General features: G+C 67.6%; 10 protein-coding genes, 1 tRNA gene and 1 pseudogene. 3 read left to right on the top strand and 9 right to left on the bottom strand.

The genetic code is table 11. From position 1 onward, the window contains the following. Positions 1 to 90: 90 nt before the first annotated feature. Positions 91 to 990 carry a c-type cytochrome gene (locus tag MBR110_RS01510; RefSeq protein ID WP_014722208.1) on the bottom strand — a complete coding sequence of 300 codons (900 nt, stop codon included), beginning with the start codon at positions 988 to 990 and terminating at the stop codon, positions 91 to 93. Positions 991 to 1,248: 258 nt separating this feature from the next. Here MBR110_RS01510 and MBR110_RS01505 point away from each other — a divergent pair. Next, a tRNA-Arg gene (locus MBR110_RS01505) sits at positions 1,249 to 1,324 on the top strand. A gap of 408 nt (positions 1,325 to 1,732) precedes the next feature. Here the strand turns inward: MBR110_RS01505 and MBR110_RS01500 are convergent. Continuing rightward, complete coding sequence (locus tag MBR110_RS01500) at positions 1,733 to 2,158, bottom strand: RICIN domain-containing protein (RefSeq protein WP_041493721.1); 426 nt, start codon at positions 2,156 to 2,158, stop codon at positions 1,733 to 1,735. A gap of 282 nt (positions 2,159 to 2,440) precedes the next feature. Between MBR110_RS01500 and MBR110_RS01495 the strand changes: the two are divergent. After that, positions 2,441 to 3,201, top strand: a pseudogene (locus MBR110_RS01495) (TIGR04222 domain-containing membrane protein); the annotation flags it as partial. A gap of 69 nt (positions 3,202 to 3,270) precedes the next feature. Here the strand turns inward: MBR110_RS01495 and MBR110_RS01490 are convergent. The 7 genes from MBR110_RS01490 to MBR110_RS01460 form a co-directional block, all read right to left on the bottom strand. Then, on the bottom strand, positions 3,271 to 6,522 hold the full coding sequence (locus MBR110_RS01490; protein WP_258569961.1) for a glycosyltransferase: 3,252 nt from the start codon (positions 6,520 to 6,522) through the stop codon (positions 3,271 to 3,273). A gap of 119 nt (positions 6,523 to 6,641) precedes the next feature. Beyond that, positions 6,642 to 7,799: a dTDP-4-amino-4,6-dideoxygalactose transaminase gene (gene rffA, locus MBR110_RS01485; protein WP_059561592.1), complete on the bottom strand. Its 1,158-nt coding sequence runs from the start codon at positions 7,797 to 7,799 to the stop codon at positions 6,642 to 6,644. A 58-nt stretch (positions 7,800 to 7,857) separates the two neighbouring features. After that, positions 7,858 to 8,505: a class I SAM-dependent methyltransferase gene (locus MBR110_RS01480; protein ID WP_014722213.1), complete on the bottom strand. Its 648-nt coding sequence runs from the start codon at positions 8,503 to 8,505 to the stop codon at positions 7,858 to 7,860. Positions 8,506 to 8,515: 10 nt separating this feature from the next. After that, positions 8,516 to 9,238, bottom strand: coding sequence for a WbqC family protein (locus MBR110_RS01475; protein WP_155624608.1), 723 nt, complete (start codon positions 9,236 to 9,238; stop codon positions 8,516 to 8,518). Then, the gene (locus tag MBR110_RS01470; protein WP_059462313.1) at positions 9,235 to 10,620 is read right to left on the bottom strand and encodes an NAD(P)/FAD-dependent oxidoreductase; all 1,386 of its coding nucleotides are present in this window, start codon (positions 10,618 to 10,620) and stop codon (positions 9,235 to 9,237) included. Before MBR110_RS01470 ends, MBR110_RS01475 begins: the two co-directional genes overlap by 4 nt. Continuing rightward, positions 10,617 to 11,402: a class I SAM-dependent methyltransferase gene (locus tag MBR110_RS01465; protein WP_014722216.1), complete on the bottom strand. Its 786-nt coding sequence runs from the start codon at positions 11,400 to 11,402 to the stop codon at positions 10,617 to 10,619. Before MBR110_RS01465 ends, MBR110_RS01470 begins: the two co-directional genes overlap by 4 nt. Before the next feature lie 144 nt (positions 11,403 to 11,546). Continuing rightward, the gene (locus MBR110_RS01460; RefSeq protein WP_041493726.1) at positions 11,547 to 11,810 is read right to left on the bottom strand and encodes a hypothetical protein; all 264 of its coding nucleotides are present in this window, start codon (positions 11,808 to 11,810) and stop codon (positions 11,547 to 11,549) included. Here MBR110_RS01460 and MBR110_RS01455 point away from each other — a divergent pair. Then, positions 11,809 to 13,596 (top strand): O-linked N-acetylglucosamine transferase, SPINDLY family protein, encoded by a 1,788-nt coding sequence (locus tag MBR110_RS01455; protein ID WP_181709137.1) that lies wholly within the window; start codon positions 11,809 to 11,811, stop codon positions 13,594 to 13,596. The genes MBR110_RS01460 and MBR110_RS01455 overlap by 2 nt on opposite strands. Positions 13,597 to 13,711 lie beyond the last annotated feature (115 nt).

Genomic DNA, 13,711 nt, shown 5'->3' with positions numbered 1-13,711 from the left:
GAGGCGACGCTCGATCTGCCAGCCCGGTAAAAAGAAACCCCCGCGATGCGAGTGCATCGCGGGGGTTTTTTCCGTTGGCCGGCGAGCGCGTTACTTCGCCGCGTTGACCATGTAGTCGACGGCCGCCTTCACGTCGGCGTCGGACGCGTTCGAGCCACCCTTCGGCGGCATCGCCCCCTTGCCGTGCAGCGCGAAGTTGTAGACGGTGTCCATCGAGTCCTTCAGGCGCGGCGCCCAGTCCTCCTTGCTGCCGAATTTCGGTGCGCCGAGCACGCCCGCTGCGTGACAGGCCTGGCATACCTGCGTGTACAGCGCCTTGCCGGCCGACGCGGCGTCGGCGCTGGTCGGCGCGGCCGCGGGCGTGTCGCCGGCCTTCGGAATTGCGGCGATCGCGGCCATTGCCGCGGCGGCCTGTGCGTTCGATGCGTCGGCGCCCGATGCGCCTGCTGCACCCGATGCGCCGCCCGCGGCCGGTGTGGCGTTGGCGGCCGGCGCGGCGGGTTCGGCGAAGTTCGCTCCTGCATTGTTGGTCATGTAGACGATCGCGCGGGCGATTTCATAATCGCTGACGTCGTCGGGGTTCGTGCCGCCGCGCGGTGGCATTGCGCCCTTGCCCGACAGCGCGGTCTTCAGCAGCGTGTCGTAGCCCTGCGCGATGCGCGGCGCCCAGTCGTCCTTGTTGCCGAACTTCGGCGCGCCGGCCGCGCCGGTGCCGTGACAGGTCACGCACACGGCTTTGTAGACTTCCTCGCCTGTCTTGTAGGTGCGAGGCGCGTTGGCGTCCTTCACCTCGACCTGCGCGATCGGCGCGATGCGTGCGGCGACCTGCTGGTCGGAGAGCGCGTCGGTGCCCGCGCCCGAACGGAACGCGTGGTTGGCATAGCTGGCGAACAGGACGATCAGGGCGATCGGAATGGCGAATGACGCGATGACAACGGCAATCAGCTGCCCGGGAGTTTTGACGGGAGATTCGTGGGGTGCTTCGCTCATGCTTGCCTCGTCTCCGTGATTAGGAATTGTGCGCGGTGCAACGGCAAAATGGCAGTCCAATGAAGCACGGACGATTATAGACGGAACGTTTACATCACGGCGAGCGGCGCGGCGGCGCGTGTTTACCCGCACGGGAAGCCGGCCGGACGGGGATTCGGGCGCGAGGTGGACGCGTCATGGGAAACCGGGTATCCTTGCCGTCTTGCCAACGGTGGCGACTGGTTTATCGGGGTCGTTTCACCGTCGTCACTGTCATATGCGCCCGTAGCTCAATGGATAGAGTACTGCCCTCCGAAGGCAGGGGTTGCTGGTTCGATCCCAGCCGGGCGCGCCAAGCCTAGTCAGGCTCTCAGCGGTTTTTTCCCTTCGTCGTGCAGACCCGTTGCAGCTAAATTGCAGCTGGCACCAGCTCGGCCGTTTGCGGCGCGACCTCCAGTCAGTCGGGAGACCGCCAGACTCCACGCCCACACGGCGGGCATCGTGATCGGCTTCGAACACGTGCCTTCGCGAAGCAGGCTCTCAACGTGCCGGTTCAGGTCAGCCAATCATCCATGCAGCGACGATGCCCCGCGCGCGGCGCAGAGCACGTGTATTCGATTGCGGCGGGACAGATCACGACGAAAAAGCCCGCGAACTCCTGGTCCGCGGGCTTCAGTATCAACGGCGTGATCAGACTCGAGCGGCGCTCGAGCGACCAAGGTCTGGAAGGCTCGCTACGAGCCTGTCGACCTCGATCGGCGTCTTATTCGAACGCGTTGAGGTTGCGCAGCGGGATGAGATTCCACTGTTGAGCCGGCGAGCCGTTGTACGGGTAGAGCCACGTCGGCGTCCCGTCGGCAATTCTGCGGTCCTTGACGTCGAGGCACAGGGGCGGATTGACATCGACCATGAGGTAGCCGGGATGCAGGAAGAAATCGAAATGTATCGCATCCTGACGAAGGGCGAGCTTCGCATAGGATTCGGCGGCGATCGGCGTTGCACCGATCGCAATCCCGCCGCCACTCGAATTGAGCGAAATGACGCCGCTGTCGAAGTCGACATCCCAAAAGGCATATCGCGGCGCGAGCCCTTTCTTGTTCTTGATTACGACCGACGAGCCCAGCATTTGGTCCTGGACGGCGAGCACGAAGTTGGTATCTTGACCATATTCAATGATATAAACACCCATTTTTGCCCTCTTCTAATCATTTTGTTAACGGCTATCCCCGTAGTTTTTTTGGGGGTAGTGTGGCCGAAATTGAATCGGGTCGGCAGAAGAATATTAGGCGGTGGTTGCCAAATTCCTATCTGTCAGATTTGACGGGGTTATTTTAGTTTGCAGTCCGAGTGATTTTTTCGCTCGGTGTTTTATTTCGTATGGTCGCGCCGAATTAATTGGTTCTGGTGCAATTTAATGCTTATGTATTTTTGAAATAATTTCGTGTTTCGTTTGATTTGTTGTATCTGGATCCTCGCGCAGGCAGCCGGCCATCCGGTCACGCCGTCGCGCGCGGTCGACGCCGCATGGCACCTGCACCTGCAATACACGCGCGAATACCGGGACGTGTTCTGCGCCGGCGTGCTGCGCGCGCCGCTGCACCACGTGCCGGGCGCGGGCGCGCCCGACGAGGCCGCGCAGTACGCGCGGCACTGCCGGCAGACGCTCGACAGCTACCGCAGGCTGTGGCTGCGAGCCGCCCGAAGCGATCTGGTCGTGCCCCGTGGCTGAGCCGGTCGTGCCCGCCGACGCCCCGGTGCAGTGCGCAGAACTGCGCGACGGCCCGTCGAGCGAGCCCGCCGCGCGCGCGATCCCGCTGCTCGTGTTCTGCGCGGGCGCGGCGAAGCTCCCGGTCGGCCTGACCCGCGGCCAGCCCATGCTGCCGCTGATGATTTTCATGACGGCGTTCATGGTCGCGTACCACTTCATGGTCGGACGCCTGCCCGGCTTCGGGCGCGGTGGCGCTTGACGCGCACCGCGGCGAACGCCGGGGCGACCGTGCGACGCCGGACGGGCTCTTGTGGACGGCCGCGCCGTTCGGCGCCGGCGCGCTCGCCGGCACCGTGTGGGCCGCGCATTCGGAAGTGCTGATGGCGCCGCCGCCCGTCGCCGTGAAAACCGGCGGGTCGAGCGGTTCGTCCGACTCGGGCGCCGGGGACAGCAGTAGTTCGAGTTCGTGCAGTTCGTCGAGCTCATGCAGCTCGAGCAGTTGCGGCGGCTGTTCGAGCAACTGAACACAGGGCGCGCTGCCGGGTAGCGCGCCGGGCCGCCGGCGTCAGGCAAGCGGCGCGGCGCGCGCCGAACTACGCGATCGCGGCATCGGCGGGCGTTCGTGCCTGCGCGGCACGCCCGTCGCCCGCTTCGACGATCAGCGTCCAGTCGAACGCCGGCAGTGCGCAGAGCTGCTCGACGGTGGCCGTGTACTCGTGCGCGGGCGCGTGCAGGTAGCGCAGCTTGTCGGTCCATTCGGGCAGCGGCGCCTGCGACGTGGTCAGCACGACCGCCAGCAGATCCTGTTCCGGCCGCCTTGCGATTTCCTGCAGACTCAGCCGAACCTTGTCGAGATCGCCCTCGGCGTCCAGGATCAGCGCGCCGAGGATCGGCGCATCCGTCCGGCCGGGCTGGTTGCCGACAGCGCCTTTGTCGATGCACTGCTGATACACATGGCGATAGCGCGGCAGCACCTGCTGCAGCGCGTGATGCTTGCGGACCTTCGCCTGCGCCGTGCGCGCGAGCCCGCGGCGCAGCGCCGGGTTCGCGATCAGCCGGTCGAGCGCGTCGACCCAGGCCTGCGGCGCATCCGGGACCAGCAGGCCGTCGCAGCCGTCGTGCAGCGCGAAGCGATAGGCTGGCCGGTGGCTGACGATCGAGGCGATGCCGGCCGCCGCGTATTCCTGCCACTGGATCGTGCTCGTGCCGGCGTTGTAGTCGTGGTCGGCGAGCGGCAGCAGTGCGATGTCCCAGCGCCGTTCCGGCAGGCGTCGTGCGTGCGCGTCGTAGTCGTGAAGCTCTGGCTCCCACCCGGCGGCCGGGTGGCCGGCCCAGCCCGGCGGGACGTCCGCGCCGACGAAACTCACCCTGACCTTGCCGGGATGGCGCGCGCAGATCGCCTGCAGCGCCGCGTCGACGAGCGCGAAGTTGTCGGCGCGCAGCGACGCACCGGCGATGCCGATCGTCACGCAATCGTCGCCGCGCGCCGTCACGGGGCGGTAGAACCGGTCGAAGTCCACGCTGTCGGGCAGCACGTGAACGCGCGGGTGCAACAGCCGGTAGCGGCTGGCGATGAACGGCGTGGATACGATCACGGCGTCCGCGTTGCGCAGCAGGAGCTCGATCCCCGCGCGGGCCATCTCGCCTTGCGCGGCGAGCGGATGCGAGGCCGGCAACTCGGTCAGCAGGTCGTCGGTCTCGTAGATCACCGGCTTTTCATGCTTGAAGATCGTGTACAGGTCGTTGCCGGTCAGTATGCCGGGCGTCAGCCGGTGCAGCAGGATGGCGTCGGCCGTTGCCAGCGCGCTGCTGTCGATCTGGCCGTCCCGGATGCCCGGGACGAGTTCCCATTCGTCGCTCAGCAGACCGAACGGCAGCGTGAGGCGAATTCGCGACGACGCGCATGCGTCCGGATCGATCGAATACACGATCAGGCGCTTGCGGCGCGGTGCGGCGTCCGCGGTCGCGGCGACCGGCGCCAGCGTCCGGTTCTCCGCCAGCAGTCGCGCGTACAGGGCACCGTGGCGCGGGGCGTTGCGGCCGATGTCGTGCTGCGCGCGGATCTCATCCTGCGCGGCCGCGGCGAGTTGCGCGCGGGTTTGCGGATGCTCGATCAGGTGCGCGATCGCGTCGACCCACGCGTCGGCGGTGTCGGCGACGAGCCAGCCCGTGCGGCCGTGGACGACCGAGCAGCCTTCTGCCGGCGTGGCGACGAGCACCGTGGCCGCGCCGACCGCCGAGCATTCGAGCCATGCGCGCGGCGGCGCATCGCCGCGCAACGTGACCGGCGCCGCGACCAGCGCGATGTCGAGGTCCGCGCGCTTCAGCGCGTCGGCGTAGCTCTCGTAAGCGGCAGGCTCTGCGATCAGCGTGACGTCCGGTTCGCGGTCCCAGCCGGCCGGCAGCGCCGCGCCGACGAACGACACCCGGAGCTTCCCCGGAAACCGGCGGCGGAGCTCGGCCAGCGCGAGGCGGACCTGCTCGAGACGCGCGCCGTCGAGACCGGTGCCGGAAACCGCGAGGTTCACGTGGTCGCGCACGCCGGGCGCCGCGCGGTGCAGACGCTCGAGATCGACGCCGGTCGGCAGCACGTGGACCGATGCGTTGACATGACGGTACTGCCGCACCAGCGCTTCCGACGGCACGACGAGCGCATGCGCGCGCTGCACGGCGCTGCGGATGCCCGCCTTGCGGCGCGCGTTGTCGGCCGCGCCGGGGATGTCGGCGAGCAGCGTGTCGAGCGGCGCGTCGATCTCGAGGACGACCGGCTTGCCGAGCGAGAACAGGTGTTCCAGCGTGGCGGGGGACAGCAGGCCGGGCGTGTCGCCCTGCAGCACGATCAGGTCCGCGCGCTGCAGCGCGTCGGGATCGATGCCGGCTGGCGTGACGGGGAAAGTCAGCGCCCATTCGCGGTCCAGCCGCGCGAACGGCTGCGCGAAGCGCAGGCTGGTGTGCGCGTGGTCGGCTGGTTCGGCGGTGACGACCGCGATGCACGAGCGCGGCGTGGATGCCGACTGCCCTTGGGCGGCCGCGCCCGCTGCGACGGCCTGCGCATCCAGCGTGTCCGCGTGGGCCTGGGTCCGTTCGACGAAGTTCTGCAACTGCTGCCAGAAGGTCTCCTCTTCCTTCAGGTAGACGCTGCGCGCTTCATGAACGGTGGCCTTCGCGTGAGCGATCTCGTGTTCGTCGAGCCCCCACGCGATGCCCTTGCCGTCCATCACCCACCGGGTCGGCTCCGACAGCGACGCGTCATTCATGATGCACACGACCGGGCAGCCGCACAGCAGCGCCTCGAACACCGCGGTCGACCATTCGTACATGTACACGCACTCGACCTGTCGGAACAGCGCCGCGAGTTCGTGCGCCGAACGTTCCGGCACGCGGGTCGAGATTTCGATCGACTCGGCGGTCACCGGATGCAGCGTGCCGCCGCGCCGCAGGTGGCGATTGATGAAGACGGCCGTGCCGTTGCGGCGGGCGTCGTCGACACCGTCGCTGTTGAAAATGCGCGTGTCGACCAGTGGCATGCGCAGCAGGTCCGCCTTCCATCCTTCGGGCACCAGCGACGGCCCGAACGTGAAGATGAGGTCGTCCGGCTGCAGGGCGATCGGTTCACCGTTGATGCGGCCGGGCTCGGCCAGCAGGTAGCGCACGACGCAGCGCGCGTTGAACGGATTGCCGGTGACGACGTCCGGGTAGACGACGATCGGGCTGCGATTCGCGCGGGCGTGCGCCTGCACGATGTCGTTGGTCAGCGGCGGCGTGCGCAGGTCGGGATGCACGACCGGCGTGCAGACGTACGCTTCGTGGCCGAGCAGGTTCAGCGTGTGGCACAGGTAGTGCATTGCGCGGATCCCGCCGGAGGTTTGCCGGAAATTCGGCGCGAGTATGTAGTACGGGCGGTCGAGTCGCGTAAAGATGCGCGAACCGCTGTGCGCCAAGCCAGGTTTGTGAGTCGTCATCGTTATCGGGTGCGGTAGAAATCGAAGACCACGTCGAGAATGCGATCCTGTTCGGCTTCGGTCATGTCGTGGTACAGCGGCAGCCGGACGAGCCGGTCGGCGACGAGGTCCGTCACCGCCATGCCGGACCCGCAGCGCCCGTAGCGCTGGCCGGCCGGCGAACTGTGCAGCGGCACGTAGTGGAACACCGCGTTCACGCCCGCCGTGCGGATCTGCTGCAGCAGCTCGGTGCGTTCGGCGAGGTCGCGTGCGAGGAAATAGAACATGTGGCCGTTGCCGCGCTCGGCGAGCGAAATCGCGGGCAGCTCGATCAATCCGTCCGCATGCAGCGGCTGCAGCGCGTCCTGGTAGCGCTGCACGGTCGCGCGCCGCTGCGCGGTGATCACGTCCGCGTGCTCGAACTGTGCGTACAGGAACGCCGCGATCAGCTCGCCCGGCAGGAACGACGAGCCGACGTCGACCCATGTGTACTTGTCCACCTGCCCGCGGAAGAACTGACTGCGGTTGGTGCCCTTCTCGCGGATGATCTCCGCGCGCTCGACGAGGCGCGGGTCGTTGACCAGCAGCGCGCCGCCTTCGCCCGAGATCACGTTCTTGGTCTCGTGGAAGCTGAGGCACGCGAGGTGGCCGAGGCTGCCGAGCGGCTTGCCGTTCCAGGTCGACTGCAGCGCCTGAGCGGCGTCCTCGATCACCCACAGGTCGTGGTCCGCCGCGAGCTGCCCGATCACGTCCATGTCGCATGCGACGCCCGCGTAGTGCACCGGCACGATCGCGCGCGTGCGCTTGGTGATCGCGGCGGCGATCTGCGTCTCGTCAAGGTTCAGCGTGTCGCGGCGGATGTCGACGAACACCGGCGTCGCGCCGCGCAGCACGAACGCATTGGCGGTCGACACGAACGTGTAGGACGGCATGATCACTTCGTCGCCGGGCTGCACGTCGGCGAGGATCGCGGCCATCTCGAGCGCGGCCGTGCACGAGTGCGTGAGCAGCGCGCGCTGACAGCCGATGCGCGCCTCCAGCCAGCGGTGGCAGAGCTTCGTGAACGCTTGGTCGCCAGCGAGGCCGCCCTGCTCGACCGCTTTCGCGATGTAGTAGAGCTCCTTGCCGACCACGAACGGGCGGCCGAACGGAATGCTGTCGAGATTGGGTGGGCCGAACATGGTCAGGCTCCGCGGTAAGTTGGGGAGGTTCGGCCGCGCGGCGCGCGCGCGGCGCCGCTCAGATGTCCTTGCGGACGAGAATCGTGAATTCGTACAGGCCGTAGTCGTGCAGCAGCGCGACGTGGCGCGAATAGCGGCGCTTGCAGCGATCGAACAGCGCGCACGGGTCCGCGTAGTACAGGAGGTCCGGGCGCATGAACGGCGGATCGGAATACGACGTCAGGCAGTTGAACGCGAAGCCCAAGCGGCTCGTCGCGTGCAGCGTGTCGAGCGTCGCGTGGATGTAGTCGAGCCACGCGTCGTCGCCGTGACCGCGCCTGACGTTGAAGATGCCGGATGCGATCCCGTAGTCCGACGCAGCCTGCGGCACCGCGCCGACATGAAACGCGACGTTCGCGTCGTCGCGGTAGCGCTGCCGCGCGGCGTCGACCATGTCGGACGAGATGTCGTAGCCCGCATACGCGAAGCCGTCCGGCAGCGCGCGCGCCTTCAGGAAATCGACCAGCGCGCCGTAGCCGCAACCGATGTCGTTCACCGAGTGGCCGCCGGACGCGGGCAGGATCTTCGTCAGTTGTTCGAAGCGCAGGAACTGGCCGGCTTCGCCGTTCCAGTCGACGCCGCGCGCGGTCGCGCCGTGCTCCGCCAGCCGCGCGCTGTAGTACGCGGCCACTTCTTCCAGCAGGCTCGCATGCGGGGATTCGCTCATGGACATCGCTTCAGTCTTTCGAGGTCAGCGCGTACCGGCGCGCTTCGGGACCGCAGTTGAACAGCACGTCCAGCACCGTCACGCCGTGGACGAAGTCGCCCCACTGCTGCGGATACTCGGGGTAGGTCGGATAGTCGAACCAGCGCACCGCGACGCCGGCATCGGCGAACAGGTTCTCGTCGAGGTAGCTGCGCGCGGCCGGGCCGGACAGGTACTCGGTCGCGCCGGCCTGCACGCACAGGTTCAGCAGCTTCTCGGTGCGGTCGCCGTGCAGCGCATAGTCCGACGTCGACGACACGCGCGTGCCGATCTCCAGTTGCCGGAGGACCCACGTCAGCATCGCGACATTCAGTTCGCTCAGCATCCCGTAGGTGCGACCGGTGTAGAGCGCTTCGAGCTCGTCCGCGTAGCGCGCGAAGTGCGGCGCGCGCGCGTAGTTTTGCTGCAGGGCCTTCCAGTGCAGCGGCGCCCAGTCGGCGCCGTCGATCTCGGTTTCGCGGATCGATTGGTGATACTTGCCCTTCACCTTCACCGGCACGCTCAGCCATTGCACGCCCTGCGGCGTCTTGATCTGGTTGCGGTTGCGCCAGTCGCGGCGCGTGTACTGCGCGTCATCGTAGAGGATGAACTCGTCGCTGGCGGCGATCAGGTCGAAGTAGCCCTTCCACGGAATGTAGTTGGACTGGACGATCGCCACCCGCTTCGCGTCGCGGTTCATGGTCGCGCCGCTCATGCCGGAATGTGGCCGTACCGGTACATGTCGACGAGCTCGGGCGGAATGCCCCAGTCCGTTGCGCCCAGCTTGTCGTGCAGCGCCTCCAGGTCCGCGCGCATCGCGTTCTGAAGCTGTTCGACCATGCGGTTGCGCGCCGGCACGAAGTCGTGCTGGTACGCGGCATTGATCTGATGGCGTACCGTCTTCGCGATCGCGGCCTCGCGCGTCATGTTGCGGATCAGCGGGCGTTCAGGCGCGAGTTCCGCGTAGCGCGGATCGACCGGCTCGCCGCGCATCGCCGCGACGAGATCGCGGCACAGCACCGGCGACAGGTGGAAGCCGTCGCGCTTGGTGCCGCCGAGAATCCACAGTCCGCGCACGCTGGTTTCGCCGAACAGCGGATACAGGTCGGACGTCGTCGGTCGCCAGCCGACGTTGACGTTGACCAGGTTCGCGCGCGAGAAGCGGGTGTTGATCTGGTCCATCGCGGACTTGAGCAGCGTGTACGCGCTGCCGGCGTGGCCGTGCTCGTGCGGCACCGGACTGATGTAGTTGCTGGCGCCGACGAGGGTCCGGTCAGGCCCGTGCGGCGCCGAATACACACCGCACGCGAGGCCGCGGTTGGTCGTGCGCACGCAGTGCGTGTGCACGTTCTCCGCGCTCTGCAGTTCGACCGACATGCCGATGCCGTAGAACATCCGCTGCACCGGCAGCTCGGGCAGGCTCGCCTGCAGCACGCGCGTCACGTTGGCGCCGTTGCAGAGGATGAAGCGGTCCGCGCCGAGCACGCTGCCATCGGACAAGTGCGCCGCGGTGACGCGTCCGGCCGCGGTGTCGAGCCGCTCGACCTCGGCGTCGATGAAGCGCACGTTGCCGGCTTGCGCGACCGACGCGGTCAGCGCGTCGAGAAACTGTTTCGGATTGACCCAGCCTTCGCGCTTCAGGAAGACCGCCTTCAGCGCGCGATAGCGCGGGTCCGGGTGATAGTTCGGGATGCCTGACGGATCGACCGCCTCGCAGGGCTCCTCGAATTCGCGGCAGAACCGCTGCATGGCCGCGAAGTTCTCGTCGTCGAGCGCGTCGGTCGCCGCGTTGTTCAGCACGAAGGTGCCGAAGCCGTGCGCGACCGCGCGCTCCGGCGTGCAGATTTCGGCGAATACGGCGGGCCAGGCCGCCGTCGCGCCGCGGCTCAGCTCGAACTTGAAGCGGTCGATCGGCGTGCCGAGCGAATCGCCTTCCAGCTCGGTGAACGAATTGAGCATGGCCGCCGCAGCGCGCGTGGCCGAGCCTGGCCGATGCGCGTGGCCGACGATCACGAGCTCGACGCCCGGGTCGGCCTGCTGCCATGCGCGGGCCGTCATCAGGCCGAGAATGCCGTTGCCAAGGATTGCGATTTTCATTTGCGTGTGCCCCCACCTTCGGGGAATGACAGGTAGCAGAGCGACGGATATGCCGCCGCCTTGTGGATCTGGTGCGGACGGTTGCCGAGCAGGTCGCGCAGGTAATGGACGCCTTCCGCGGGCAGCTGGCCGCCGCGGGTGAGCTGCCAGAACGCGACGACGCCGCCGGGCACCAGCCGCTCCATCACCGCGTCGAACGCATGCCGGGTCGGCTCGATCACGTTCAGGTCGAACCATGCGAGCGCGACCATCTCGCCGGGATGCGCTTCGTCGAACGCCGCCAGCGTGTCGCGGCAGTCGCCTTCCCACACGTGGTGCTTGTCATGCACGTGCCCCATCGCGTTGCTGCGCTCGTGCAGGTTCAGCAGCTTGCGCAGCAGGTCGGCGTACTCGCCGGACAGCGAGTACGTGCCGTCGGAGAACAGCTTGCGGTCGCGCGTGTCGTGCTCGGCGAAGCCCGTGTAGCCCGTGAACGTATCGAATGCGTGGATGCGGCGCTGGAAGTTCAGCGGCTCGAGAATCGCGCGGAAGTTCTCGCACAGCACGGCGGTCTGCCCGCGCCACGTGCCGAGATCGAGGATCGCGCCGGGCAGCGGCACGATTTTTTGATAAATCTCAAAGGTCGCGAGAATGCGTGCGAGGAGCGAGCCGCGCACGAACAGGCCGAGCGACCGTTCCAGTTCCTCGCGCGTCGCGGGGTAGGTCTGCATCAGGTCGAACAATTCGCGGCGCGCCGCGAGCTGATCGCCATCTGCGTTGGTGATGATCGCTGATTCGTGCATACACAGGGCTCCAGGCACAAAGGGTGTGACCGGACGAGCACGCGTCGGCGCGGCGGCATCGGAATGCACAGCCGTCCGAGCGTCGCAGGTCGGACATCTTTCTGCGATCAAGTCTAGCGAGCGCCGCCGGGATCGAATGTCGGATTAGCGGGTGGTTTCACCCCGCATTTCGATGGATTCGCGGGTGTCCGGCGCGAATTCGGGGCGCCCGCCGGTGCGGCTTGCAGTCGCGGGAATAGCGACCAATTCCAGCACCTGCTCGCCAAATTGGAACGCGGCGTGCGCGAGGAGAATTCGGACACGTCGGAGACCGTCGGTGTGTGCGTCCGCGGGCGAAGGCGTGCGCCGACGCAGCGTCGCCGGCCGCGATTCGAATCCCGTATTGGCTACCAGGACGACATAGCTCATGATGCCCACCTCCCCCGCCGCCGCCACGATCGAACAGGCGCTGGCGCACCATCAGGCCGACCGGCTGGAAGAGGCCGAGACGCTGTACCGGCAGATCCTCGACACCGATCCCCGGCACGCGGACGCGCTTCACCTCCTCGGCCTGATCGGCCATCAGTACGGGCGTTATCGGCAGGCATCCGACCTGATCATGGCGGCGATCGAGATCAGGCCGGACGCGATGTACTACTACAACCTCGGCAACGTGATGCAGGCGGACAACCGTCATGCCGCCGCCGCCGAGTGCTTCCGCCTCGCAATCGAACTGCGGCCCGATTACGTCGACGCGTACAACAACCTCGGCAACGCGCTGCGGCTCGCAGGCAACGCGCGCGGCGCCGTCGATGCGTTTTGCCAGGCCCTCGCGTTGAAGCCCGACAACGGCCAGGCCTACAACAATCTTGCGAACGCGCTGTTCGACCTGAACGAGATTCCGGCCGCGCTCGAGGCATACCAGCATGCGGTCGCGCTGCGCCCCGACCTGCCGGAGCCGCGCAGCAACCTGCTGTTCGCGAGCCACTACGGCGAAACGTTCGACCACGCTGCGTATCTTGCCGAGGCCGCGCGCTACGACGAGCTCGTCACGCGGCACGCGAAGCCGTGGACGGACTGGCTCGTCGACCTGTCGCCGCGGGTCGGTCGGCCGCTGAAGGTCGGCATCGTGTCGGGCGACCTGAAGTCGCACCCGGTCGGCTATTTCATCGAGAGCATGCTCAAGCATCTCGACCCGAACCGGATCGAGATGCATGCGTACCCGACGCGCGACGTCGAAGACGACCTGACCGCCCGCATCAAGCCGGCTTTCTCGACGTGGACCTGCATCGCCGGCCTGAGCGACGAAGCGGCGGCCGCACGGATCCGCGCGGACCACATCGACGTGCTGCTCGACGCGGCCGGTCACACGATCTACAACCGCCTGCCGCTGTTCGCGTGGAAGCCGGCGCCGCTGCAAGCCAGCTGGCCGGGTTATTTCGCGAGCACCGGCGTGCGCGCGATCGATTACGTGATCGGCGACCGCCACGTGCTGCCGCCTGCCGAGGCCGCGCATTTCACCGAGCGGCCGTGGCATCTGCCGGACAGCTACCTGTGCTTCACGCCGCCGGCCGAGCCGATCGATGTCGGCGCGCTGCCGACGCTCGCGAACGGCCATCCGACCTTCGGCTATTTCGGCAAGCTCGCGAAGATCACCGATCGCGTCGTCGCGGTCTGGTCGCGCGTGCTGCAATCGGTCGCGGGCGCGAAGCTGTTCGTTAAGGCGGAGCATCTCGATGATCCCCAAGAGCAGCAAGCGCTTGCCGCGCGCTTCGCGGCGCACGGCATCGACGCTCGGCGCCTGATCCTCGAAGGCCGCGCGCCGCGCGCCGAGTATCTGGCCGCATATCGACGCGTCGACCTGATGCTGAGCCCGTTCCCGTATCCGGGCGGCACGACGACCGCCGAGGCGCTGTGGATGGGCGTGCCCGTGCTGTGCCGCCGCGGTGACCGCTTCCTGTCGCACATCACCGAAAGCCTGCTGCATGCGGCAGGGCTGCCCGACTGGATCGCGGACGACGACGACGCGTATGTTGCGCAGGCCGTCGCGCGGGTCGGCAAGCCCGCCGAGCTGGCGGTGCTGCGCACGACGTTGCGTGCGCGCTTGCTCGCGTCGCCGCTGTGCGATGCGCCGCGCTTCGCGCGCCACTTCGAGGACGCGCTGCACGGCATGTGGGCGCAGCACGTCGAAGCCGCGCCGGTCGAGTCCGCGTGAGGTCGGTCACGGCGTGACGTGCGCCGACGATGCCGCGTCGGCGGCAAGCGGAACACGGCGGACGTCGCGCCGAGCAGCGCGCCGGCCGACCTGACGTTCACCCGACCTGGCGGCG

It is taken from the genome of Burkholderia sp. MBR-1 (assembly GCF_013822785.1).
GTDB classification, from domain to species: domain Bacteria; phylum Pseudomonadota; class Gammaproteobacteria; order Burkholderiales; family Burkholderiaceae; genus Burkholderia; species Burkholderia vietnamiensis.
Note: the sequence above shows the minus strand (reverse complement) of the source record. Positions and strands in the feature narration are given on the sequence as shown.